General features: G+C 69.0%; 22 protein-coding genes. 3 read left to right on the forward strand and 19 right to left on the reverse strand.

The window, feature by feature from the left end; translation table 11 throughout:
• Window positions 1-667 precede the first annotated feature (667 nt).
• Together RJT50_RS12845 and RJT50_RS12850 are read right to left on the reverse strand one after the other, a co-directional pair.
• Entirely contained in the window at window positions 668-3,283 is a 2,616-nt protein-coding gene (locus RJT50_RS12845; protein ID WP_313691832.1) for a heavy metal translocating P-type ATPase, read from the reverse strand.
• An 89-nt stretch (window positions 3,284-3,372) separates the two neighbouring features.
• Entirely contained in the window at window positions 3,373-3,966 is a 594-nt protein-coding gene (locus RJT50_RS12850; protein WP_313691833.1) for an AsnC family transcriptional regulator, read from the reverse strand.
• Between the two features lie 130 nt (window positions 3,967-4,096).
• On the opposite strand from RJT50_RS12850, the gene RJT50_RS12855 reads away from it, so the two are divergent.
• Window positions 4,097-4,294, forward strand: coding sequence for a heavy-metal-associated domain-containing protein (locus tag RJT50_RS12855; RefSeq protein WP_313691835.1), 198 nt, complete (start codon window positions 4,097-4,099; stop codon window positions 4,292-4,294).
• A 799-nt stretch (window positions 4,295-5,093) separates the two neighbouring features.
• Entirely contained in the window at window positions 5,094-6,425 is a 1,332-nt protein-coding gene (locus RJT50_RS12860; RefSeq protein WP_313691836.1) for a permease, read from the forward strand.
• A 159-nt stretch (window positions 6,426-6,584) separates the two neighbouring features.
• Here the strand turns inward: RJT50_RS12860 and RJT50_RS12865 are convergent, their stop codons facing one another.
• The 11 genes from RJT50_RS12865 to RJT50_RS12915 all read right to left on the reverse strand — a co-directional run bounded on the left by RJT50_RS12865 (window position 6,585) and on the right by RJT50_RS12915 (window position 16,402).
• Window positions 6,585-8,840, reverse strand: a complete 2,256-nt coding sequence (locus RJT50_RS12865; RefSeq protein ID WP_425499680.1) for a copper-translocating P-type ATPase — start codon at window positions 8,838-8,840, stop codon at window positions 6,585-6,587.
• 60 nt (window positions 8,841-8,900) lie between these two features.
• Window positions 8,901-9,902, reverse strand: coding sequence for an ion channel (locus tag RJT50_RS12870; RefSeq protein WP_313691838.1), 1,002 nt, complete (start codon window positions 9,900-9,902; stop codon window positions 8,901-8,903).
• Between the two features lie 205 nt (window positions 9,903-10,107).
• Window positions 10,108-10,881: a protein-L-isoaspartate O-methyltransferase family protein gene (locus RJT50_RS12875; RefSeq protein WP_313691839.1), complete on the reverse strand. Its 774-nt coding sequence runs from the start codon at window positions 10,879-10,881 to the stop codon at window positions 10,108-10,110.
• A 21-nt stretch (window positions 10,882-10,902) separates the two neighbouring features.
• Window positions 10,903-11,871: a methyltransferase domain-containing protein gene (locus RJT50_RS12880; protein WP_313691840.1), complete on the reverse strand. Its 969-nt coding sequence runs from the start codon at window positions 11,869-11,871 to the stop codon at window positions 10,903-10,905.
• Window positions 11,872-11,995: 124 nt separating this feature from the next.
• On the reverse strand, window positions 11,996-12,904 hold the full coding sequence (locus tag RJT50_RS12885) for a VOC family protein (protein ID WP_313691841.1): 909 nt from the start codon (window positions 12,902-12,904) through the stop codon (window positions 11,996-11,998).
• A 135-nt stretch (window positions 12,905-13,039) separates the two neighbouring features.
• Complete coding sequence (locus tag RJT50_RS12890; RefSeq protein ID WP_313691842.1) at window positions 13,040-13,669, reverse strand: protein-L-isoaspartate(D-aspartate) O-methyltransferase; 630 nt, start codon at window positions 13,667-13,669, stop codon at window positions 13,040-13,042.
• A 308-nt stretch (window positions 13,670-13,977) separates the two neighbouring features.
• Entirely contained in the window at window positions 13,978-14,142 is a 165-nt protein-coding gene (locus RJT50_RS12895; protein ID WP_313691843.1) for a hypothetical protein, read from the reverse strand.
• A 123-nt stretch (window positions 14,143-14,265) separates the two neighbouring features.
• Entirely contained in the window at window positions 14,266-14,598 is a 333-nt protein-coding gene (locus tag RJT50_RS12900) for a DUF5789 family protein (protein ID WP_313691845.1), read from the reverse strand.
• A gap of 488 nt (window positions 14,599-15,086) precedes the next feature.
• The gene (locus RJT50_RS12905; protein ID WP_313691846.1) at window positions 15,087-15,299 is read right to left on the reverse strand and encodes a hypothetical protein; all 213 of its coding nucleotides are present in this window, start codon (window positions 15,297-15,299) and stop codon (window positions 15,087-15,089) included.
• Window positions 15,300-15,550: 251 nt separating this feature from the next.
• Window positions 15,551-15,700 carry a hypothetical protein gene (locus RJT50_RS18675; protein ID WP_425499681.1) on the reverse strand — a complete coding sequence of 50 codons (150 nt, stop codon included), beginning with the start codon at window positions 15,698-15,700 and terminating at the stop codon, window positions 15,551-15,553.
• A gap of 495 nt (window positions 15,701-16,195) precedes the next feature.
• The gene (locus tag RJT50_RS12915) at window positions 16,196-16,402 is read right to left on the reverse strand and encodes a cold-shock protein (RefSeq protein ID WP_004595330.1); all 207 of its coding nucleotides are present in this window, start codon (window positions 16,400-16,402) and stop codon (window positions 16,196-16,198) included.
• 181 nt (window positions 16,403-16,583) lie between these two features.
• Between RJT50_RS12915 and RJT50_RS12920 the strand changes: the two genes are divergently transcribed.
• The gene (locus RJT50_RS12920; protein ID WP_313691847.1) at window positions 16,584-16,853 is read left to right on the forward strand and encodes a DUF7571 family protein; all 270 of its coding nucleotides are present in this window, start codon (window positions 16,584-16,586) and stop codon (window positions 16,851-16,853) included.
• A gap of 221 nt (window positions 16,854-17,074) precedes the next feature.
• Here RJT50_RS12920 and RJT50_RS12925 read toward each other — a convergent pair whose 3' ends face one another.
• The 6 genes from RJT50_RS12925 to RJT50_RS12950 form a co-directional block, all read right to left on the reverse strand.
• Complete coding sequence (locus tag RJT50_RS12925) at window positions 17,075-18,205, reverse strand: XdhC family protein (protein ID WP_313691849.1); 1,131 nt, start codon at window positions 18,203-18,205, stop codon at window positions 17,075-17,077.
• On the reverse strand, window positions 18,202-19,629 hold the full coding sequence (locus RJT50_RS12930; protein WP_313691850.1) for a VWA domain-containing protein: 1,428 nt from the start codon (window positions 19,627-19,629) through the stop codon (window positions 18,202-18,204). The genes RJT50_RS12925 and RJT50_RS12930 overlap by 4 nt, the downstream gene beginning before the upstream one ends.
• Window positions 19,626-20,540 (reverse strand): AAA family ATPase, encoded by a 915-nt coding sequence (locus RJT50_RS12935; protein WP_313691851.1) that lies wholly within the window; start codon window positions 20,538-20,540, stop codon window positions 19,626-19,628. The genes RJT50_RS12930 and RJT50_RS12935 overlap by 4 nt, the downstream gene beginning before the upstream one ends.
• A 106-nt stretch (window positions 20,541-20,646) precedes the next feature.
• Window positions 20,647-21,537 carry an FAD binding domain-containing protein gene (locus RJT50_RS12940; protein WP_313691852.1) on the reverse strand — a complete coding sequence of 297 codons (891 nt, stop codon included), beginning with the start codon at window positions 21,535-21,537 and terminating at the stop codon, window positions 20,647-20,649.
• Window positions 21,537-23,966 carry a xanthine dehydrogenase family protein molybdopterin-binding subunit gene (locus tag RJT50_RS12945; RefSeq protein WP_313691853.1) on the reverse strand — a complete coding sequence of 810 codons (2,430 nt, stop codon included), beginning with the start codon at window positions 23,964-23,966 and terminating at the stop codon, window positions 21,537-21,539. The genes RJT50_RS12940 and RJT50_RS12945 overlap by 1 nt, the downstream gene beginning before the upstream one ends.
• Window positions 23,963-24,556 carry a (2Fe-2S)-binding protein gene (locus RJT50_RS12950; protein WP_313691854.1) on the reverse strand — a complete coding sequence of 198 codons (594 nt, stop codon included), beginning with the start codon at window positions 24,554-24,556 and terminating at the stop codon, window positions 23,963-23,965. The genes RJT50_RS12945 and RJT50_RS12950 overlap by 4 nt, the downstream gene beginning before the upstream one ends.
• Window positions 24,557-24,558 lie beyond the last annotated feature (2 nt).

Consider the following 24,558-nt stretch of genomic DNA (forward strand, 5'->3'; position numbering starts at 1 on the left):
AGCGTACCTCCCGGAGACGCGTGGTGGGCAGTGACCGGGGCCGTCTCGGAGCTGTCACGGCTCCACTATCGGTGGAATGGTGTGTGGTATCGAAGGACGTGGGGTTACACACCTATGTTTGTAATCACCGTGAGGAAGGGGTTCGGCTGATGAGACCGATCCAGAGTAATAAAAGAACAGGTAACTACTGATTTCTGATATACATGTTAAACTGGAACGTCGGCATCGTTCGAAAGTGTCAGTTCTCCTGACATGGCCACTGGACGGCCCAGCGTGAACGTCCCTAGTTCCGCCCGTTCGAGACGAGCGCCGGAGATGTTCCACCGAGCGGACGCCGGAACCGAATTGACTGATCTCCTTCACCCGTCGTCCGACGAACCCCGAAACGAACGGGACGGCGTCACGCTTCAGTCTCCGGCGCTCTGAACGCCGATCGTTGTACGCAACGGGGACGGAAAATCTGGACGCCGAACGCGGACCCGGATCGGGATCCTGCTCTCCCGGGTCCGCTACAGTACGGTGGCGACGCCTCGACACGCACCCACCACATATCTGAATACAGGTATCATAAGATTCTATATTTATATCGGCAACAGAAATTATTCGGCATCTTTCTTTTTCGCCCCTCCTCAGCTTCGGAAGGGGTCCCCCGATACCGCGGGACCCGCTATCGAAGGAACCCGAGCAGTTCGTAGTCGTGGTCGGGGGTGTACTTCCGGAACAGCAGGCTGTTGGCCAGCACGGACACCGACGAGAACGCCATTGCGCCCGCAGCGAGCACTGGCTGGAGCAGTCCGAGACTCGCCAGCGGGATCATCGCCGTGTTGTAGCCGAGCGCCCAGAACAGGTTCTGCTTGATCTTCCGGAGCGTCCCGTCGCTGATGCGGATCGCCTTCACGACGTCGACCGGGTCCGAGCGCATGAGCGTTACGTCGGCGGCCTCGATGGCCACGTCCGTCCCGCTCCCGATGGCGGTGCCGACGTACGCCGTCGCGAGCGCCGGCGCGTCGTTGATGCCGTCGCCGACCATCATCGCCATCGTCCCGTCGGCCTGGATCGCCTCGACCGCGTCGGCCTTCTCGTCGGGAAGCACGCCCGCGCGGACGTTCGCCGGATCGATCCCGACGCGTTCCGCGACCGCGTTCGCCGTCCGTTCGTTGTCGCCGGTGATCATGTGGACCGAGACGCCGCGCTCGTGGAGCGCCGTGACGGCCTCCGTGGCCGACTCCTTCGTCTCGTCTGCGACCGCGAGCACGCCGACGAGTCGCCCGTCGAGGCCGACGAGCATCGCCGTCTTCCCCTCGGCCTGGAGCTCCTCGATGGTGTCCCCGGCGGGACCGACGACGACGTCGTCCGCCTCGAGCAGTTCGGGCTTGCCGACGACGACGTCGCCGTGGTCGGTCCGGGCGCGGACGCCCTTCCCGGCGACGCTCTCGAACGCCTCGGGCTGGGGGACGTCGATGCCCCGGTCACGCGCCCCCTCCACCACGGCGCGACCGATGGGGTGCTCGCTCCCGTTCTCCGCGGTCGCGGCCGCGGCGAGCAGGGCCTCCTCCGGGATCGGTTCGGGCGACTCCTCGCTCGGATCGGCTGTCGCCCCGTCGGCCATTCGCCCGATCGGACGGACGTCCGTGAGCGTCATCTCGCCCCTCGTGAGCGTCCCGGTCTTGTCGAAGATCACCGTCTCGACGTCGCGGACGCGCTCGAGGACGTCGCCGCCCTTGAACAGGACGCCGTGCTGGGCGCCGATGGTCGTCCCGACCATCGTCGCGGCCGGGGTTGCGAGACCCAGCGCGCACGGACACGCGATGAGCACCGCGGACGCGAACACGACGACCGCGAACTCGAACACCGAGACCGTCCCGCCGACGACGGCCGGTCCGCCGGCCACGAGCCCCCAGAGCGGGAGCGCCGAGACCACGCCGGCCAGCGCCTCCGGGAAGAAATACCAGACGGTCCCCCACAGCACGGCGTTCAGAATGACCGCGGGGACGAAGTACGCCGAGATCCTGTCGGCGAGGTTCTGGATGTCGGGCTGGCGTGCCTGGGCCTCCTTGACCGTCCGCACGATCTGCTGGATCGCGGTGTCGCCGCCGACCCTGGTCGCCTCAACGACGAGCACGCCGTTCTCGTTGATCGTCGACCCGACGACCTCGTCGCCTGGCTCCTTCGAGACGGGCACGGACTCGCCCGTGACCATCGACTCGTCCACGGCGGACTCGCCCTCGACGACGACGCCGTCGGTCGGGATCTGTTCGCCCGGCCGGACCTTCATGCGGTCGCCGACCGCGACCTCGTCGAGCGGAACCTCGCGTTCGGTCCCGTCCTCGTCGACGAGCGTCGCCTCGTCGGCCTCCATCTCGAGGAGCGAGCGCAACGCCTCGCCGGCCTGGCCCTTCGAGCGTGCCTCCAGGTAGTTCCCGAGCGTGATGAACACGAGGATGAGCGCGGCGGTGTCGAAGTACAGGCTCCCGGCGATCGCCCCGAGCAAGACGGCGACGGAGTAGACGTACGCCGTGGACGAGCCGAGCGCGATGAGGACGTCCATGTTGGCGCGCCCGTTCCGCACGAGCGCCTTGTACGAGTTCTCGTAGAACGGCTTCCCGAGCAGCAGCTGGACGGGCGTCGCGAGCAGGAACTCGACCCACCCGAGTTCGACGCCGAACACGGTCTCCGGGACGAGCGCGCCCCCGAGCAGGAACTTGTCCGCGAGGAAGACCAGCAGCGGTGCCGAGAGCGCCGCCCCGAACAGCGTCAGCCGGCGCTGGCGGGTGATTTCGGCCTCGCGCGCGGCGTCCCGGGCGTCCCGACTCGATTCCCGCGCGTCCCCGCTCGACTCCTCGCCCCCCATGCTCGCCTCACCCTCGCGGACGGGCGTGTAGCCGGCCGCCTCGATGGCGTCGTACAGCTCCCCCCGGGAGACGTCGGCCGGGTTGTACCGCACCTGCGCCTCGTCGGTCGCGTAGTTGACGTCCGCAACGATGACGCCGGGCGTCCCCTCGAGCGCGGACTCGTTCGTCTCGGCGCAGTTCGCACACGTCATGTCCGTGATGCCCACGGTCACGGACTCGGACACCGCGCCGTAGCCGGCGTCCTCGATGGCCTCGTAGAGCTCGCGGAGCGACACCTCCTCGGGATCGTACTCGACGGAGCCCTCGTCGGTGGCGACGTTGACGGTCGCCTCGGCGACGCCGTCGAGCGACTCCAGGGCGTCCTGGATCGTCCCGGCACAGTTGGCACAGGACATCCCCGTGACGTCGAGCCGTGTGGTTCGCGTACTCATCTGTGTCTACTAGTAGGGGCTCCCCACTTACGCGACTTTTCCTTTCGAACCATCGGCCGAGCGCCGGCGAAACTTCGCGTTCGAAACCGCTACGTCGCTCCCTCCTCGAACGTCTCGTACCGCTCCCTGAACCGCGAGTGACACGACGGACAGCAGAAGTGGTAGATGGTCCCGTCGATGCGTTCGGTCTCCCCCTCGTTCGTGACGGTGTTTCCACACTCGACGCAGGTGAGCGCGAACTCCGTGCCCCCGACCGACGGCGACCACTCCACCCGTTCGACGAGGCGCACGTCGTACCCCCGGAGCACGTCGGCGTCGGCGGTGGACTCGATCCACTCCCTGACCTTGCCCCGCTCCAGCCGCGCGTGAGCGAGGACCGTGCCGTCCGCGGTTTCGAACACGTGTTCGACGGCCTCGGCTCCCCTGAGTCGGTCGACCGTCTCGTCGAGTGCGCCCGGCTCGACGGTGAGTTCCACGAGGACGGGAACGCCGGCGCGGAGCTGTCCCCGGTCCACGTCGACGGTGAACTGTCGGATGATGCCGGCCTCCTGGAGCCGCTGCACGCGGTCCGAGACCGCCGGCCCAGACAGGTCGACCGCCTCCCCGATCCGTGCGAACGGTTCGCGGGCGTTCTCTGCGAGCCGTTCGAGGATCCTGACGTCGGTCTCGTCGAGCGAACTCATACGCCCAGTAGACGCTCGAGTAAGTTATACTGTGGCGGTGTTCGATTTGGAATCGAAAGTTAGCGCTCGCAGGACACGAGATATCGCAACCACAACCGGCATACTGAGGGGTCCCGTACGTCCGATCGGGATGAGTCGAACCATCACCGTCGAAGGGATGAGCTGTGGCGGCTGTGAACGGACCGTCGAGGACGCGCTCGCGGACGTCCCGGGCGTCGAAGCCGTGTCCGTCGATCGGACGACCGACAGTGCCGCCGTCGAGGGCGACGCGGACGCCGACTCCCTCGTGAACGCGGTGGAGGACGCCGGGTACGAGGCGCACGCCTGATCGAGTCGGCTTCCGGTTTTCCAGTCGTCGCCCGGTACGACGACGAGGCTGACGCGGCCGATGCCGAGGCCGAGTTGCGCGAGAACGACCTCGACCCGCAGCGCCCCGAGGTCGAGAACCCGTTCTTCGACCCGTCCGCGCGGCCACCGGAAACGCGGGGGTGCTGTGGGGCGGTCTCGTCGGCGGCGTCATCGGTGCAGCGGTCCTTCTGGCGATGGCTCTGGACGTGAATCTGGGTCCCGCGGCTGAGTCCGATCCTGTCGGCCGGCCGCCTCGCGCTCGTCACCTTCGGGTTCGGTATCGGTGCTGCCGTCGGCGGGTTCGTCGGGGGAATCTGGGGGACGCTCGAGGAGGTCCCCGACCCCGAGGAGCCGCGCGTCGCTGTCGAAGTGTCCGATGCTCGTGTGGATGAGGTGAAAGACCGTCTGCGCGAACACGATGCCAGGACAGTTGACGACGCGGTGGCGCGACACGGTGGCCGGTAAAGCAGAACCGACCCGGCTCGTGGGAACGTGAGATGGTCGGAACGTTGCCACGGCATCTCCTCCCGTGCTATCGGTGACGGCCCGCTTGTACGTCGAATGACGTGGTGATCAGCCGTCCGTTGGGCTTCACCAGAAGAAGAGTCGGTATCGACCGGCAGTAGGAAACCCTCCCCATTCGATCGCGACCTCGGACTTGCTCCCCCTTCAGGTCGCAGTGCCACCGACGAGAGGCGTTGAGATCGGCTCGTTTCGGCGCCTTCCCACCGTGAATCGGTAGCCAAAACTCCGTAATACCAGGAACCCCAACCGTGGACGTGGAGAGGACGGAATACACGATCCTCGGGGTCATCGCGCTCGCGACGGTCGCACTCGGCGTCCTCACGACATCGAAGCCCCTCCGGCCGTTCGTTGTCGAGAGCACACGTCAGTTCCTGACGACGACCGCCGCGATGGCGTGGATCACGTGGTGGGCACTCGTCGTCGGGTTCGCCATCGCCGGCGGCGTCGAGGCCTGGACTTCCGACGAGAAAGTCTCGGACCTCCTGGAGGGGCACGGCCCGCGCGAGATCGGCTACGGCTCACTGTTCGGGTTCGTCTCCTCGTCGTGTTCGTACTCGGCGATCGCCACGGCGAAGAACCTCTTCAAGAAGGGTGGATCCGCCGCGGCCACGCTCGGCGCGTTCATGTTCGCGTCGACGAACCTCGTGATCGAAATCGGCATCGTGATCTACATCCTGCTGGGCTGGCAGTTCCTCGTCGCCGACCTCCTCGGCGGGCTCATGCTCATCGGCCTGATGGCGTTCGGGTTCGTCCATCTGACTCCTGACGACGTCATCGAGCAGGCCCGAGAGAACATCCAGGACGAGACCGACTCGACGGTCCAGGACCCGGTCTGTGGGATGGAGGTCGATCCCGATGAGACGGACTACTCGACCGAACACGACGGACGGACCTACTACTTCTGCTCGCAGTCCTGCAAGGAGCGCTTCGACCCCGCGGAAGCGAACACGACCATTCGCGAGCAAGCGACGTCGCTGTCGGGGTGGAAGGCGCTCGCCGACAAGCAGTGGTCGGAGTGGGGGATGCTGTGGGACGAAATCGCCATCGGCTTCATCTTCGCCGGCCTGATCGCGGGGTTCATCCCCGAGAGCGTCTGGACGAGCGTCTTCTCCGGACCGACGTTCGGCCTCCCAGTGTACGTCTTCTGGACCGCAGTACTGGGCGCGGTCATCGGAGTCACGACGTTCGTCTGCTCGGTCGGGAACGTCCCGTTCGGTGCCGTCCTCTACGCGAACGGTCTGCCGTTCGGGTCGGTGCTCTCGTACATCTACGCCGATCTCATCGTGCCGCCGATCATGGACGCGTATCGCGAGTACTACGGCACCACGTTCGCGGCCGTTCTCTCGGGGATGATCTTCCTCTCGGCCGTCCTGACGGGCTTCGTCGTCCACTTCGTCTTCCTCGGTGCAGGCGTCATCCCCGACCCGTCGAGCGTCCGGATCGCGGAGGTTGGCATCGAGATGAACTACAAACTGGTGCTGAACGTGCTCGCGACGATCTTCTTCCTCTTTCTCTACTGGCTCCACCGCACGGAGTCGGTCGGCGATGAGGGCGGCCACGGCGAGCACGTCCAAACCGTGGACTAACCGCTCACCGCCGCTTCCCTGGGCATCGTGCCGGGTCGCCTGGTCGATTCGGCGACCGAGTAGATCGTGCTGGTTCGTCGGGTCGTCCGCCGATGGGAGCCCGTGTCGCCGTTCGTAAGGCACGGCGGGGGAAGGACGGGGCGGGACGCGGTTCCGCAGTCAATCCGCCGAGGGTGACCGATTGGTCGGGGGGGCTGCCGGGAGCGACGGGAGATCGAGGTCGACCCGGCGGAGGAACTGGGCGTTGACCGCGACGATCACCGTCGAGAGTGACATCAGGACCGCACCGATCGCCGGCGAGAGGAGTACCCCGATCGGAGCGAGTACCCCCGCCGCGAGGGGGATGGCGAACACGTTGTAGCCGGCCGCCCAGACGATGTTCTCCTGCATCTTTCGATAGCTCGCCTTGCTCAGTTTCACCAGACGTACGACGTCCATCGGGTTGTTCTGCACGAGGATGACGTCCGCCGACTGGACGGCCACGTCCGTCCCGCTGCCGATCGCGATGCCGACGTCGGCACGCGTGAGTGCCGGCGCGTCGTTCACCCCGTCGCCGACCATCGCGACCAGTTTGCCCTGCTCTTGGAGTTCCGTGACCTTCCCGTCCTTCTCCTCGGGCAGCACTTCGGCGAACACCGTGTCGATGCCGAGTTCGTCGGCGACGGCGTGAGCGACGTCCCGAGAGTCACCGGTTAGCATCGCGACCTCGATGCCCAGGTCGTGGAGCGCGTCGACGACCAGATGGCTCTCCTCGCGGACGACGTCGGCGAGCGCGAACGCGGCGATGGGGGTTTCCTCCCGAAGCAGGTAGACGACCGTCCGTGCGTTCTCTCCCGCACGGTCCGCGAACCTCGTTAGCTCCGAGGGAACGTCCGCTCCGAGGTGCGAGAGGAGGTTGGGTCCCCCGACGTAGATCGCCTCCTCGTCGACCGTCGCGCGGACGCCGCGTCCTTTGAGGGCCTCGAAACCGGACGCCGCCCGTGGCTCCACGCCCCGCTCTTCGGCCGCCTCCCGGACGGCGCGTGCGATCATGTGTTTCGAGTCGCCCTCGACTGCGGCGGCGAGTGCCACCGCTTCCGCCTCGTCGACGCCGTCGACGGTCGCCACGTCGACGACGCCCTGTTCCCCCTCCGTGAGCGTCCCGGTCTTGTCGAAGACGACCGTGTCCACCTCCCGGGCCTGCTCCATCGCGATCCGGTCCCTGATGAGCATCCCGTTCCGCGCCGCCAGCGAGGTGTTGATCGCGACGACCAGCGGAATCGCGAGCCCGAGGGCGTGTGGACAGGCGATGACTAGGACGGTCACGACCCGCTCGATCACCTGCGCCGAAAACGAGACGGCGACGGTCCACGCGACGGCGGTCACGGCTGCCGCGGCCACTGCGACGTAGAACAGCCAGCCGGCGGCGCGGTCCGCGAGCATCTGCGTCCGTGATCTGCTTCCCTGGGCCTCCTCGACGAGGCGCATGATCCCCGCCAGCGTGGTCTCCTCGCCGGTCGCGCTGATCTCGACCCGCAGGCTCCCGTCGCCGTTGATGGTCCCGCCGATGACGTCCGCCCCCGGCTCCTTCGCAACCGGCTTCGACTCGCCGGTGATCATGGATTCGTTCACGTCGGAGTCGCCCTCCCTGACGACTCCGTCGGCGGGAACGCTCGCCCCCGGACGGACGAGGACGAGGTCACCCTCCTCGAGGTCACTCACGGGGACTTCCTCCGTGTCGCCGTCCTCGACGATCCGTTCCGCGGTGTCCGGCATCAGTTTCGCCAGTTCGTCGAGCGCGCTCGAGGCCCGTCGAACCGACCGCATCTCGATCCAGTGGCCCAGCAGCATGACGTCGATGAGCGTCACCAGTTCCCAGAAGAACGCCGCGGTCGTGGGGAAGACGACGCTCGCCAAGCTGTAGCCGAACGCGACGGTGATCGCCATGGAGATGAGCGTCATCATGCCCGGCGAGCGGTCACGGAGTTCCGGGGCGGCCATCCGGAGGAACGGGAGGCCACCGTAGCCGAAGACGATCACCGCGAAGACGGGGTTGATCCACTCGCTCCCCGGGAACGCCGGGACCGAGAAGCCGAGCCACGCCTGGAGCGTCTCGCTGTAGAGGAGGACGGGGATCGAGAGCAGCGTCGAGACGAAGAACCGCCGACGAAACGTCGCCTCGTGTCCCTCGTGCATTCCGTCGTGTCCGTCGTGCTCGTGGTCACTCTCCCCGTGGTCCGCGTGCTGGCCGTGCGTCCCCTCGACCGTCCGTTCGCCGTCGGCGGCGTCTTCGGCCTCATCCTCGAGCATCGACTGCTCCACCCTCCGGTCGTCAGTCCCTTCGACGGGCTCGTCACGTGCCCCATTGTGATGCCCGTGATGGGAGCGGTCGTCGGACGGTCCCGTACCCTCGGACGAGCGATCGTGGTCGTCCATCGGTGTTCAGTGGGCGGGACTACGGGACCCGGGATGATGGATGTATGGCCGGGTATCCGCTTACTGACCTCCCGAGTTGGGCCATCGCCGCTCGTCCGATTCGACGAGGCCCAGGAGCTGTCGACGCCTGTCAGCCACCTCCTCGAGCGAGGCGGCGAACTCCTCGTCCGGGACGGTTGGAACCCCTCCGTCGCGAAGGAGCGCGAGTTCCGGGGCCGGCGGGGACCGCGGCGCCGGATCGACGAACGCGCTCCCGAGCGTGTCGAGGTAGTTCCGGACGCTCGACCGCGCTTGCCGGACGCCGATCTCACTGGGACGATGCTGTGGGGCGACGCCGAACCGGAGGAGCGTGAGCGCCTCGTCCAACACGGTGATGTTCGTCGCCGGCGCTTGAACAGTCTGGGGCGAGTAGAAGTAGTGGAGGATCGGGTACGCCTTGTGATTCGATGTGAGCGTATCGAGCTGGGCGGAGATGGTGTTCAGCGGAACGTCCAGTCCGTCGAACGAATCACCGTTCCAGCTCCGCTGCAGAATCTCGGCACTCCCTGCGCCGAGCCCGTGGATACTGCTCGCGAGCGAGCGTTTCTGTGTGACGGCCCCGAGGACGGAGAGGACGTAGGTGACGCTGAGGGTCACGAAGAGCATCCCGCTGGCGGTCATCAGCGCCGTGGCGATCTGCCAGACCCCGTCCCTGGGAGTGAAATCGCCGTTCCCCATCGTGAACATCGAGTAGCCGACGAAGTAGGCGCGCTCGACCCAGGAGATCGGTCCTGCATCGCGGGTATCGAAGAGCGTGTTCTCCGCGCCGGCGAAGAGGAGCGTCCAGCCGATCCAGAGAAGCGCGATCCACATCGCGAGGCTGGTGACGAGGATCAACGGACCGGACAGGGAGAGAAGTCGCGGACGGTGACCCAGAACCCGCCGAAGCAGGTTCCAGGTCGTCGTCATCAGACGGGTTGTGAGCGGACCGGCCCCACCCTCGACCCAGAGCGTCGTCCAGAGGAGGTCGACGACCGCAACCAGGAGGAAGAACACGCCGAGAACGAGGGGAACCGGACTCATTCTCCTCGTCCGCGGGCGACGCAGTCCGGACGCCGACGGAGGGTGCTGTTTGCCGCACGGTTGCCGGTCGAACGGTGTCGGTCGCGTGGCCCCAGGACCTGATGGCTCACGACTTCGACGTCGCACTCCGTCCGGAAACACTCGCTGCTAGCTGTACTGACAGTTCACGCCGCCGGTACTCACGGGGATACGCGTGATCGATCACTCACCGGTCCGTCCCCTGCAACCGGTCGTCCCAGTCGATCCACTCGTGCTCCCAGCCGGTCTTCGCGAAGTAGCCCTGTCGCGCGAACTCGGCGTCCTCCCGCACGGTCCGGTTCCGCACGGGCGCGCTGGCCTGTTCGCCCTCGACGAGCAGCGGGCGGAGCGTGATGTCCCCGTACTCCTCGACGACGTCCCCGCCGGACCTGGCACCCTGCTCGACCGCGACGAGCGTCTGTGCCGGCCCGGAGCCGAGCGGCATGACGAGCCGTCCGTCGGCCGAGAGCTGATCGAGCAGCGCGCGCGGCGGCTCGACGGCGGCGGCCTCGACGAGGACCCGGTCGAACGGCGCGTACTCGGGGAGCCCGCGCGCGCCGTCGCCGCGGTCGACGAGCACCGCGCCGTAGCCGGCGGCCGCGAGGTTCGCGCGCGCCTCGTACACGACGCCGCGCTCGATGTCGACGGCGTGGACGCGGTCGGCGCCGACCAGTTCCGCGAGCACGGCCGACGTGTAGCCCACGCCGGCCCCGACGACGAGCACGTCGTCGCCGGCGCTCGCCTCCAGCGCGTCGAGCAGGCGCGCGACCGTGACGGGCGCGAGCACGACCGTGCCGCCCTGCTCGCCGGCCCGGTTGGCGTACGGGGCCTCCGCGACGAACTCCTCGCGCGGGACGCCGTTCATCGCCGCGCGAACGGGGTCGCTCGGCGGGCCGCCGAGGGCGTGTTCGAGGCCGTCGAGCATGTCCTCCCGGAGCACCTCCGGGCCGGGACCGTCCATGGGCGACCTGGGTGCTCCGCGTTATTCAACCGCTCGCTTGCGCGCCACCACCGCCCGACGCCCCGTCCCCGGAACGGGGTCGATCCGAACGTCGGCCAGGCCCGCCTCGCGGAGCCACTCGCGGTACTCCGCCGGGTCATGAGCGCCGCCGTGGCCGGACGCGAGCCCGAGCACGTCCGCGGCCACGGCCGCCTCGCTCCCGTCGGCGAGCACGTCGACCAGCACGAGCGTCCCGTCCGCGCCGAGCAGGTCCGCCGCCGCCTCGAAGAGCGCCCGAACCTCCGGCGCGTCCATCCGGCTGGCCAGCCCCGCGGCGAACGCGAGGTCGAACGGTCCCGACCCGTCCGCCCGTTCGACGAGGTCACGCGGCCGGCCGGCGTGGACGGTCACGTCGCCGGAGCGGTAGCGCGGTTCGACCGCCTCGGCGACGGCCGGGGAGTCGACCATCGTGGCGTCGAGTCCGCGCGCGGCGAACTCGGCGGCGTAGACGCCGGAGGCGCCACGGAGATCGACGACGCGTTCGGCGTCCGGCGACGCCCGGACGGCGGCGGTCACGCCGGCCCGGACGACCGCCTCGTCGGTCGCCGCGTGCGCACCCAGGCGGTTTCGAAGCCCGTCCGGGGGCGACTCGGGCGGGACGCCGGTCTCCATCGTCCCCGGCAGCGACGCCAGCGCGTCGACGGTGTCGAGCGCGTCCGGAACCGCTCCGATGGAGGCGACGTCCCGCTTGGCGAGGAGGCCGAGCGCGCGGTTCGTCGGCTCGTACTCGTCGCCGACCCGCTCGATGAAGCCGAGATCGGCGAGGATCGAGACCATGCGCTCGGCCGATCGCTCCGTGACGTCGGTCTCCTCGGCGACCGCCTCGGGCGTCCCGGCCCGGTCCAGCAGCGCGGCGAGGACGCCCGTCTCGCGGGCCGCTCGGAGGGCGAGCAGCGACGCCGTCCCCAGTCCGGACGCCGTTCCGGGCCCGATCCGTTCTCGCGTCGGCATGGTGGATGGTCACGAACGGTCGTGAAAAGTGCGTCCCCGTCGGCCGGCCTCGCCCGGCGTCGAGGCGGCGGCGCTCGTCGGGGGTCTCGCGATGCGAGCTAGCGGACCCGTCTCGCGTCCGCCGTCACTCGACCCCGAGCCGCACCGCGATCCCGTCGGGGTCGCTCGTCTCGATGACGTCGCCGCGCTCCGTGACCGCGACATCGTCCGCCTCGAGCCGGCGACAGGCGGCCGCGAGCGACTCCTCGTCGGGAACGAGGAGTTCGACCCACGCGAGTCCGCGCCCGCCGGCCGCCCGTGTCCTGCGGTTCCACGTGTTCAGTCCGAGGTGGTGATGGTAGCCGCCAGCCGCGACGAACAGCGCCGACCCGAGGTCGGTCTGCACCCCGAGCCCGAGCGTGTCGACGTAGAACCGGCGGGCCGCCTCGATCGACGTCACCTCCAGGTGGACGTGGCCGATCGTCGTGTCGGTCGGTGCCGTGTCGGTCGCCTCGCCCGATGTCGTGCCGGTCGCGTCGGCCGGTGCCGTGTCTCCCCCGGCCGCCGCCGCGAGGGCGTCGAGATCGAGCGGGAGCGTGTCGATCTCGACGGTCCCGTCCTCGCGGCGCGGCCACTCCGCGGACGGTCGGTCCCGGTGCAGTTCGACCCCGTTGCCCTCGGGGTCGGTGAGATACAGCGCCTCGCTCACCAGGTGGTCCGACGCGCCCTCCAGCGACCAGCGGTCGGTGACCCGTTCGAGCGCGGCGCCCAGCGCCGCCCGCGAGGGGAACCTGAACGCGACGTGGAACAGGCCGGCCTGGTCACGATCCCGCGGCGGTGCCTCCTCGTCCACGAGCAGTTCGAGCAGCGGCGTCCCGCCCGCGCCGAGCGTTGCCCCCGTTTCGTCCGCGTCCAGGACCGTCAGTCCGACGACGTCACGGTAGAAGTCGATCTGCGCGTCGAGGTCGTTCACGAACAACGCGGTGCGGCCGACACGCGCGTCGTCCGGAAGGGTCGGCGGTTCCCCGTCGGGCGGCGGTCCAGCGGTCGTCATCGGCTTACTCGTGACGTAGACGGGCGAGACAGGTATAGCTTCGCGGACGTGCGTCCCACCCGGTAGCGTCGCTGTTACCGGTGGGGGACCTGTGACGAGGTCGTTCGGCAATGTCATCGCCGTTCGATCCCCGGCTCACTCGCCGAGCATCGGGACGAACCGGACCGCGCCGTGGCGGTCGCGGCGAAGCCCGTCGTCGGTCTTCTCCAGCGTGAGCAACTCCTGGCGGCGCTCGCCGACCGGCGCGACCACGACGCCGCCCACGGCGACCTGCTCGAGGACGGCGTCCGGAACGGAGGGTGCCGCACAGGTGAGGTAGGCGCCGTCGTAGGGTGCCCGCTCGGGCCAGCCCTCGTGGCCGTCGCCGACCCGGACGTCGACGGCGCCGTAGCCGAGACGGGCCAGCGTCTCGCGCGCGTCCTCGGCCAGCGGCTCGCGGTACTCGACCGACGAGACGCTCCCGCCCCGGAGTAGTTCGGCGGTGATGGCGGCGTGATAGCCACAGCCCGTGCCGATCTCGAGCACCTCGTCGGTGGGGGCCGGCGCGAGGAGGTCACACATCACCGCGACCATGTGCGGGGCGCTGACTGTCTGGTTCCCGCCGATGGGTAACGGTCGGTCCTCGTAGGCCGAGCCCCGGCGCTCCTCCGGGACGAACTCGTGACGCGGCACCGCCCGGAGCGCTTCGGCCGTTTCGTCCCGCTCGATGCGCCCGGCGGCGACGAGCCGGTCCACCATCCGCTCGCGTGCCACCTCGAACTCCATACCCCCGGGTACGTGCTCCGTGCTCGAAAACTCCTCCCCTCCCTGGCCGCCGGGGACGCCGACTCGGTCGGGCCGGGGGACGTCCGACCCTCGCCCGACGTCGATCCTCCGGCGTCGAACCGCCGGCACGTCGGACAGTTCACCACCGCTGTCGGCGACTCGTCGACGGCCTGACCGGGCGGTTCGACCAGGTCGACACCTCGACCGGGTTCCTCACCCCGCCAACCGCGAGCAGTCGGCCCGCCACCACATGCAGGACTCCGTTGGAGCGTGGAGTGGTGGCTGTCCTGTCAGTACTGGTGGGAGACTCACTCCTCCGTACTCGGTGCCCCGCACTCGGGACACTCGTCGTAGTCGGCGTTCGACCGCGTCCCACACGCTCCACACTGGCGAGTTTCCTCCTCATCGGCGGCTTCCCTCGCGGTCCGCTTGAACTGTTCTACCTGTCGTCCCACTTCCTTGAAGAATCCCATCACTGCCCGCAGGTGGCGAAGAGGGATAAGCGTTCGACCGGACGCAGGCCACGGACCGATGGGGATACGTCCCGGTGTCAGGGACGTCCACCTGGCGAGACGGTGGTGTTTGGGTTGCAACCGTCAGCGATGGATGAGTCCGAGTAACCGGCTTCGAACGTCGTTCGCGGAGTCGTACGTCTGGTTCTCGGTCGCTGCGAGCACTTCCTCGAGGGACTCCTCTCCGTCCTGCGTTTCGATCTCGTAATCGCCATGAGCCTCGACCAGTTCATCCGTGGTGGCCGGATAGTCGTGGGTCTGGAGTGCGTCATCGAGGTCCCCAAGCCGGCCACCGGGGTCGTCGCGCATCGGTTCGGCTTCGTCGCCGCGAGTTCGTGCTTCCTCTAGCTCTCGCTCCCGCTGGCGTCGCTCCTCGTCGTCCGCTTGCTCGTCTCGGCCCTGTTTATCATCTGCCATCCGTCCCGCTTGGGGATCGATTCGGATAACGGTGTGGTTGCTCATCGCCGTGACCGCTCGATCCATCCCGACAAACACGCCCCGAGATCGATACCTACACAAACGTACTTCGGAGCTCTTCCAGTTCCCACGCGTGAACGTTCGTGAGCGGTATGGCGGTTCCCGACACGGTTCGAGATAACTACAGAGCGGACGGAAAACAGTAGCTACGGCGTGTACCGGTCCGAAAGAACGACCCCGTTAAAATCCTCGACCAGTGATGGTTCTCGGCGGTCGCGCTGAATACAGCCCGCGTATCACGCACAGCGAGTCGGGGCTGAATACGCCGTATCCGCACCCGGGGAGGAGTCGTTACCGGGGAGTTGTCTTTCGACGATCAAAACGGGGTACAATCGCGAAAACGGGCCGTATCCATGCGATACCGGGCTCTTGAGCCGTTTGTCAGCGGTGTAACGCAAGGTATCGGGTGTCGAGTCGCGTGACGACTCCTAGAGACGTGCCGATCGCGTATAGATCCGGACCTCTTCCGCAGTGAGAACGACCTGGTGGTCCCAGATTCGAGTACTGAGGTAGAGCGGGCCGTCGGAGGACCACTGGAGGTCGTTGAGGACGTCAGTGTTGACCCAATCGGCGAGCCGTGTCGGTTCCTCGAACACGTCGACGTTGGCGGCGTGGAAGGCGTTCACGATCGCCTCACTCATCTCCTCTCCACCGCTGAGCGAATATGAGACCAAGAGACGTGAGTCCCCCTCGTTCAACGGCGATACGTGAGCCATAACGGTGGTTACGGGCTCCACAGGCTTACATTAATTGCTTTTCATTATTCTCTTCTGTTTTGATCAAGCGAGTGAATGGATCAGTGGGTGGCTCGCTAATTAGCTGATCCGTCGCGAACGATCCGCTGACCACAGGCTGCCCCTTCAGCCGACCGCCTCGTTCAGAATTACGGACGTCAGCCCGTTCCGGGTGAAACATCGGGACCCGGCTCCCCGCGGTGAACGACGCACTTGACGACGAGTTCGCGGAACTGCTTCCACCAGACACGTGCCCGGACGACCGTTCCGGGTTTCTGCTTGACCGTTTCGTTCACCGTCTCGTTCACGTTCCGTCCGTCGTAGCGGCCGCTGTCGAGTCGCACATTCCACGCTCTGTGGAGGGGGTGAACTCGCGATGCGTGCCGAGTGGCCGAACGTCGCGGTCACAGGCGACCCGGCGAGGGGGCTGGTCGTCGGATCCGTCCTCATCGGTCACCACTGCGATGGACTCCGCGTCGCGTTTCACCGTCTGCGGTACGATCCGTGTCTCGTGTCGAGTTCGGCAACGAGATCACGGCGTGATCGTCATCTTCCCTTCGAGACGGAGCGAGACAACGTGCTGACGCAGGGTGTGCCGCTTCTTCGAAACTGTCGAGGGAGAGCGGGTGATCGCTCGACTGGCGAGCGCAACCGCCCGTTCGACGAACCTGAGCGGATCAGATCTCGGACGGTCGTCCATCGACCGACGCTTCCCGACCGAACCTGTCACTCTCAGTGGATCTCAACGAGGCCGAAAGAACGAGTCCCCGTCCGCCGCTTCGAACGACGGGCGGGAGCGGTCGTTAGTTGCGGACGAGGTTCGTCGCGCGGGGTCCCTTCGGGGATGATTCGATGTCGAACTCGACTTCCTGACCCTCTTCGAGGTCCGGCCCGCCAACGTCCTCCATGTGGAAGAACACGTCCTCGTCGTCGTCAAGGTCGCCGTCGTCAGTCGAAATGAAACCGTAGCCGCCAGTGTCGTTGAAGAAATCAACCTTACCGTTTGCCATCGTGAACATACGTAGCCCCCGGCGACGGATAACAGTTCCGAGGGTCGCGGTACCACGACCCCGTGTTGTACTCCACACGTGGAGCGTGCGGCCGCACGGACGGTTATCTCGGAGGTCACCGGTAAGTTCGGTTCGGGGGTAGGTATTTCCGGTGTGGTCACGAGACGGTCCGTGCATCGCCATGAAACCGTGCCACAACTGCCAGACGGTCATCGACGAGTATCTCCTCGATAAACAGCTCGAGCCCCTGCGCGAGCTCACGGCCGACGACTTCAACGTCTGTGCGGACTGTGCGACCATCGTCGCGGATGCGTGCGTGAAGTGTGGCGGCGCGGTGTACGTTCCCCGAAACGAACCCGTCACCCCTGACTACTGTCCGGCGTGTCGCTCCGACCTCATGGACCGCACCGGCCACGACCCCGGCTGGACGCGTGGCCACGTGTCCACCTGAACGGCACACGCTCCCGAACGAGATTTTCCTCGAGCACCTTCACGATCGGCGGGACTCGCCGAACGGCCATCTCCACGTAATCGACCGCGTTGTGGAGTGTCGAGGTGACGTGATCGAGTACCGAACCGGAGGGGTCGTGACGTCATCCAGCTTCCTCCACGCTACCCGCTCGTCGTGTTTCCCAGCAGGGGGTTCGAACGGCCTCCCGGCGCATTCATGGCTCAGTCCGTCTCGACGTCGATCCGCTCGTGGATCGGCCCCTCGCGCCGGCTGAGGTGCTCGGGCGTCCGGTCGTGGGCGACCGCGAGCAGCTCCGCGACGATGCTGTGGGCGATCTGGTAGGGCGTGTCGCCGCCGAGGCTCAGCCCGATGGGGGTGTAGACGCGCTCGCGCTCGGCGTCGGTGAGCGTCCGGCCCGCCTCCGCGAACGCCTCGCGCATCTCCCCGAACCGCTCGCCCGGGCCCATCAGCCCGACGTAGGGAACCGGCGTGTCGAGCAGTTCCGCCACCGTGAACCGGTCGTCGACGAAGTTGTGGGTCATCACGACGGCGTACGTGTCCGCGTCCCACCCGCGGAGGTCGCCGACGTCCCGGGGCGAGGCCGACACCACGTCGTCGGCCCTGTCGAACCGCCCGTCGGCCGCGGCCGCGCCGCGGAACGAGACCACCGTCACCCGGAAGTCGACGAGCTTCGCCAGTTCGACGACCGGCGCGACGTCGTGGCCCGAGCCGAAGACGACCAGTTCCGGCGGCGCGCGGACGCCGTCGACGAACGCCTCGGCCGTGCCGTCGTCGGCGTCGACGGTCACCGCGTCGCTCGAACCGTCCGCGAGGAGTCGCTCGACCGCGTCTGCGACGTCGTCGGTCAGCCAGTCGGGAAGGTCGCCGTCCGCGAACCCCGAATCGGGCCGGTAGACGCCCCGCGTGCCGAGCGGCGGGTCGCCCCCGACGACCGTGACGACGCCGACGTCCTCGCCGCTCGCTCGCGCCTCGGCGACGGGCAGGAACGAGTCGTCGAGCGGTTCGAGCAGCACCGTGATGGCGCCGTTGCAGCCGACGCCCATCCCCCAGACGTCGTCCTCGCCGGTGAGATCCCACGTCTCGACGCGCGGCTCGCCGGCCGCGAGGACGTCCTCCGTGAGCGCGCGGACCTCGTCCTCGAGACAGCCGGCGGTGATGCTGCCCGCGCCGCCGCCGCCCGGTTCGAGCAGCATCTTCGCGCCGGGCCGGCGGTAGGCGCTCCCCTCGACGTCGACGACGGTCGCGAGCATCGCGTCCGCGTCCGTCTCCAGGGCCGTGCGAATCCGGTCGAACACGTCCGTCTCCGGGACGCTCCAGTCGTTCGTGCTCATGTCTGTCGTGGTGCCGGCGGGTCGACGCTGGACCCCCGCCGCGGGTCGTACTCGTAGCCGATGCGTCCGCCGGTGCCGTGCCGGCGCACCTGCCGGCCGACCTCCGCGAGGTCGTCCGGGCCGCCGAACGCGAACAGGCCGTCCACGAACGGCAGCGCGGCCGCCATCCCGCGCGCCGTCGGCTCGTAGGCCGGCGAGGCCGCCAGCGGGTTGAGCCAGAGCACGCTCGCCGCGCGCCCCGCGAGCCGGGCCAGTTCGCGTTCGAGTTCGTCCACGTCGCCCATCTCTAGGCCGTCGCTGATGATGAACACGTTGGTGCGGTGGTCGACCGCGTCGGGCATCCCCTCGTGGAGGCTCGCGATGGAGCCGCCGATGCGGGTGCCGCCGCCCCACTCCGCGTCCGCCCGTTCGAGCGCGGCGAGCGCGTCCGCGGACGTGGGCTCCTCGAACGCCGCCGTCACCTCGCGGCAGTCCTCGTCGAAGAGGAACACGCGGGTGTTCCGCCACTCGGCGCTCGCGCGCCGCAGCGTGGCGAGCAGGAACGAGCGGTCGAGCGTGTCGAGCACCGAGCGGCTCACGTCGACCAGCCACAGCGTCCGGACGCCGCTGAGGGTCCGCTCCCGGCCGGGGACGGAGACGACGGTGCCGCCGGTGGAGAAGCTCTCCCGGAGCGCGCGCCGGGCGTCGGCTCGCGGCCCGCCGCCCCCGCGCCAGCGCCGGCCGCGGAGCGTGGCCAGGCCCGCCGCCAGCTCATCGAACGCGTCCCCGAACGCGACGTCGCCGCCGCGGGGTCGGTCCTCGGCGACGGGCGTCGGGTTGCCGGTCCGGCTGTACCACGCGGCCTCGATCTCGGCCGCGTCGTCGGCGTCGTCCCCCGCGATTTCGCCGAACGAGACGCTCGTCTCCCAGCCCGCGCCGTCGGGCTCCTCGGCGTTCGTCCCCGCGGTCGCGTCCGACTCCGCCTCGGAGTCGGCGGGCTCCCCGCCCATCGGGGCGAGCGCCCCCTCGGGACCGTCCTCCCGGCGCGGCGCGGGACCCTCCGGCGAGAGTCCGGCGTCGAGCCGTCGCCAGAACTCCCCGAACAGCCGGTCGAACGTGGCGACGTCGTCGGGGTCGGTGACGAGACAGGCCCGGAGCGCGGCCCGTGCGGTCGCCTCCTCGTCGAAGCCGACCTCGACGAGCGCGCGGGCGGCGGTCGTGCCGGCGTTGGCGGGGGCCGGGACGCCCGCCCGGCGGAGCGCGCGGACGAACCGGACCAGTTCCTCGCGGACGTGGTCGCGGGCGGCGACGAAGTCCGGGACGTCGCCCCCGGCGCCGTCCCACCAGCGACCGTCGACGTCGCCGGGGTCGCCGGGTCCGACGTCGCCGGGGTCGCTGCCCGACCCGTTCCCCGCGCGTCCGTCGCCGTCGGGGAACTCGCTCATTCGGCCTCCACCCGCGCCGCCTCGGCGGCCTCGGCGAGCTCCGCGAGCAGGTCGTCGTCCACGCGGTCGATGTCCTCGACCTCCTTCAGGAGACAGCCGAGCGTGTTCCGGACCTCGGCGGCGGTCACGGGCGCGTCGCCGTCGTCGGCCCGCAGTTCCGCGACGGCGCGCGCCCAGTCGATGGTCTCTGCCGCGCCGGGCGGGTTTCGGAGCGGTTCCTCGCGGAGGCGGCCCGCCATCCCGCACAGTTCGGCGGCGACGGCGCCGTCGAGTTCGGGCACCTTCCGCGCGAGGATCTCGCGCTCCTTCTCGACCGACGGCGGCGAGAGGTGGAGGTAGAGACAGCGGCGCTTCAGCGCGTCGCTCAGCGCGCGCGTCCGGTTCGAGGTGATGACGACGACCGGCGGCGTCTCCGCGCGGACGGTCCCGAGTTCCGGCACCGTCACCTGGAAGTCGCTCAGTACCTCCAGCAGCAGCGCCTCGAACTCCTCGTCCGCGCGGTCGACCTCGTCGATGAGCAGCACGCGGGGGCCGTCGTCGTCCCGGAGCGCCCGCAACAGCGGTCGCTCCAGCAGGTACTCCTCGCCGAAGACGGAGCCGTCGTCCTCGCCCGACTGCACCGCCAGCAGCTGTTTCGTGTAGTTCCACTCGTACAGGGCGTTCTCGGCGGTCAGCCCCTCGTAACACTGGAGGCGGACGAGGTCGGCGTCGAACCCCCCCGCGATCACCTTCGCCAGTTCGGTCTTGCCCGCGCCCGGTTCGCCCTCGATCAGCAGCGGCTTGCCGAGCCGGAGCGCGAGGTGGACCGTCGTCACGAGGTCGTCCTCGGTCACGTAGTCCTGCCCGTCGAACGTCGCCCGCAGGTCCGCGGCCGTCAGGTCGTCGAACGCCGATGCCCGTCCGTTGCTCATTCGTGCATCATCTCTCAGGGGTCGCGGCGGGATAATCTGTCGCCCGGACCGGTCGACTCTCGCACCAAAACGGGGTGGCCCCGCGCCGCGGCGTCAGTCCGCGACGTCAGTCGGCGGCCGCGGGTGTCGCGGCGACGTCGGCCGCGTCGGTCAGCGCCCGCCGCGTGTACACCTCCAGGAGCTGTGCCCGGAAGTCGGCCGACGCCTGCAGGTCCGACAGCATCATCGACGTGTCGAGGCCGTCGGTCGCGTGCTCGGCGGCGGCCGCGGCGGCGTCCTCGTCGAGCGACGTCCCGGCGAGCGCGTCCTCGACGCCCTCGAGCCGGACGCCGTGGTCCATCGCGCCGTTCGCGCCGACGCGGGCCGACTCGACCGTCCCGCCGTCCGTCTCCAGCAGCGCCGCGACGCCGACCATCGCGTAGCCCGAGGACGGCGAGGGCTTCTTCGCGTACGCGCCGACCGCGTCGGTCGCGGACGGGATCTCGACCCGGGTCAGCAGTTCGTCGTGGCCCAGGTCGGTGGCGTACATGCCGAAGAAGTAGTCGTCGACCGGGATCTCGCGCTCGCCGTCGGGCCCCTCCGCGACGATGGTCGCGTCGGAGGCCAGCGCTGCGCCCGGCAGGTCCGAGGCGGGGTCGGCGTGCGCGAGGTTGCCGCCCACGGTGCCGCGGTTGCGCACCTGCCGGTCGCCGATCTGCCGGACTGCGGCCATGAAGGCCGGCGCGTGCTCGTGGGCCGCATCGACGTCGAGCAGGTCGCTGTAGCGCGTCATCGCGCCGACCGAGAGCGTATCGCCCTCGACCGACACGCCGTGCATCGCGTCGATGCCCCCGATGTCGATGAGCACGTCCGGGCTGGAGAGCCCACTCTTCATCGTCGGGAGCAGGCTGTGGCCCCCGGCGAGCAGTTCGGTCTCCCGCCCGGAGTGCTCGTCGAGCAGGTCCAGTGCCTCGGAGACGCTCGTCGCCTCGTAGTAGTCGAACTCGTCGGGGAACATCAGCGCTCACCCCCGTCCTCGCCGCCGCCGTCCGCGGCCGCGTTGTCCTCCACGGCGTTCCAGACGCGCTCGGGCGTCATCGGCATCGGGACGCCGTCGACGCCGAACGGCTCCAGCGCGTCCGAGACGGCGTTGACGACGGCCTGGGGCGCGGCGATGGTGCCGGCCTCGCCGACGCCCTTCACCCCGAGCGGGTTGTGCGGGCTCGGCGTCACCGTCGAGTCGGTGTCCATCTCCGGGATGTGTTCTGCCTTCGGGACGGTGTAGTCCTGCATCGACCCCGTGAGCAGCGTGCCGTTCTCGTCGTACTCCGCGCCCTCGTACAGCGCCTGGCCGACGCCCTGGGCGACCCCGCCGTGGACCTGTCCCTCGACGATCTTGGGGTTGATCTGGTTGCCAACGTCGTCGACGGCGACGTACTGTTCGAACTCGATCTCGCCCGACTCGGGGTCGACCTCCACGACCGCCACGTGGGTCCCGAACGGGAACACGAAGTTGTCCGGGTCGTAGAACGACGTCGCCTCCAGCCCGGGCTCCATCCCCTCGGGCATGTCGTGGGCGAGGTAGGCCGCCTGTGCGACGTTGGCGATGTCGAGCGACTGGTCGGGCGCGCCCGCCACCCGAAACTCGCCGTCCTCGAACTCGACGTCCTCCGGGTCGGCTTCCAGCTGATGGGCCGCGATCTCGGCGGCCTTGTCGACGACCTTCTGTGCGCTCTTGACGAGCGAACTCCCGCCGACGGCGGCCGACCGGGAGCCGTAGGTGCCCATCCCCTGGGGGATCTCGTCGGTGTCGCCCTCGACGATCTCGACGTCGTCGTACGGGATGCCGAGCTCGTTGGCGACGATCTGGGCGTACGTCGTCGCGTGGCCCTGGCCGTGCCCGGACGTCCCGCAGTAGGCGGTGACGGTGCCGGACGGCTGGAACCGGACGAGACTCGACTCCCAGAGCCCGGCCTGTGCGCCGAGCTGTCCGGCGAGTTCGGAGGGCGCGAGCCCGCATGCCTCGATGTAACAGGAGAAGCCGATGCCGAGGTAGCGCCCCTCGTCGCGGGCCGCCTCCTGACGCTCGCGGAACCCCTCGTAGTCGACCATCTCCAGGGCCCTGTCGAACGGCTTCTCGTACTCGCCGCTGTCGTAGACGACCGCGACCTGCGTCTCGTACGGGAACGCGTCGTCCGGGACGAAGTTGTGCCGCCGGAACTCGGCGGGGTCCATGCCCATCTCCTTGGCGCCGAGGTGGACGAGCCGTTCGACGAGGAACGACGCCTCGGGGCGACCGGCGCCGCGGTAGGCGTCGACCGGCGGGACGTTCGTGTACGCGCCGGTGACGTGGCCGTAGATCGCCGGGATGTCGTACTGGCCCGACAGCAGCGTCCCGTACAGGTACGTCGGCACCGCGGGCGCGAACGTCGAGAGGTACGCGCCGAGGTTCGCCTTCGTGTCCACGCGCAGGCCGACGATGGAGCCGTCCTCGTCCATCGCCAGTTCGGCCTCCGTCTCGTGGCCCCGTCCCGGCGCGTCGGTGAGGTACGTCTCCGAGCGCGTTGCGACCCACTTCACGGGGCGTTCGAGGAGCTTGGAACACCAGGCGACGAGCGCCTCGTCGCCGTAGTGGTGGATCTTGCTCCCGAACCCGCCGCCCACGTCGGGCGCGGTGATGGAGAGCTTGTGTTCGGGATGGCCGATGACCCCCGACATCAGTAGGCGGTGCAGGTGGGGGTTCTGGGTCGTCATGGAGACGTCGAGCTCGTCGGTGCCGGCGTTGTACGTGGCGACGGCGGCCCGCGGCTCCATCGCGTTCGGGGTGAGCAGCTGGTTGTCGATGTCGACGCTCGCGGTGTGGGCCGCCGACGCGAACGCCTCCTCCGTCTTGTCCTCGTCGCCGATCTCCCAGTCGAACGCGACGTTGCCGTCCGCGTCCGAGTGGAGCTGTGGCGCGTCGCCCGAGAGCGCCTCGCCCGGGCCGGTGACGGCGTCCAGCCGGTCGTACTCCACCTCGACCGCGCTCGCGGCGTCCCGGGCGACGTAGCGCTCCTCGGCGACGACGACCGCGATGGCGTCGCCCTGGTAGCGAACGCGGCCGTCCGCGAGGATCGGGTGGTCGACGTCGTTCAGGCTCGGCAGGAGCCAGCCGACCGGCAGGAGGAACGGGAGTTCGCCCGGCGTGTCCTCGCGGGCGAGATCGTCGTGCGTGTACGCGCCGATCACGCCGTCCATCGCCTCGGCGGCGCTCGTGTCCACGTCCTCGATCCTCGCGTGCCCGTACTGGCTCCGCACGACGGCCATGTGGGCCATCTCCGGGAGCTGGATGTCGTCGGTGTACTCCGCGTTGCCGGTGATGAGCGCGGGGTCCTCCCGGCGCTCGATGGCCGACCCGAGGATGTCGGCCGCGCTCACGTCGTCCGGGTCGAGCGACTCGATGCTCATTCCGGCTCACCCCCGCCGGACGCCGTCCCGTCGTCGGGTACCTCGCCGCAGTCGGCTGTCTCGCCGCCGTCGGTCACCGGCCGGTCGTCCGGCCGCTCGCCGCCGTCCGCGACCGCGCCGCTCCCCATCGAGTCGGCGGCGTTCTCGACCGCGTTGACGATGTTCTGATAGCCGGTACAGCGACAGAGGTTCCCCTCCAGCCCCTCGCGGATCTCCTCGCGGGACGGGTCGGGGTTCTCCTCCAGCAGGTCCACGGCGGTCAGCATCATGCCGGGCGTGCAGTAGCCGCACTGCAGCCCGTGCTCCTCCTGGAACCCCTCCTGGATCGGGTGGAACTCGCCGCCCTCGGCGAGCCCCTCGACCGTCTCGATCTCCGCGCCGTCGGCCTGCACAGCGAGGGCGGTACAGGACTTCATCGCGTCGCCGTCCATGCGGACGGTACAGGCGCCACACAGGCTGCTCTCACAGCCCACGTTCGCGCCCGTATAGCCGAGTTCGTCCCGGATGGCGTGGACGAGCAGGGTCCGCGCGTCCACCGTCAGCTCGCGCTCCGTTCCGTTCACCGTCAGTGTGATGTCGTGTTCTGTCATTG

This window comes from Halobaculum sp. XH14, assembly GCF_032116555.1.
Classification (GTDB): domain Archaea; phylum Halobacteriota; class Halobacteria; order Halobacteriales; family Haloferacaceae; genus Halorarum; species Halorarum halobium.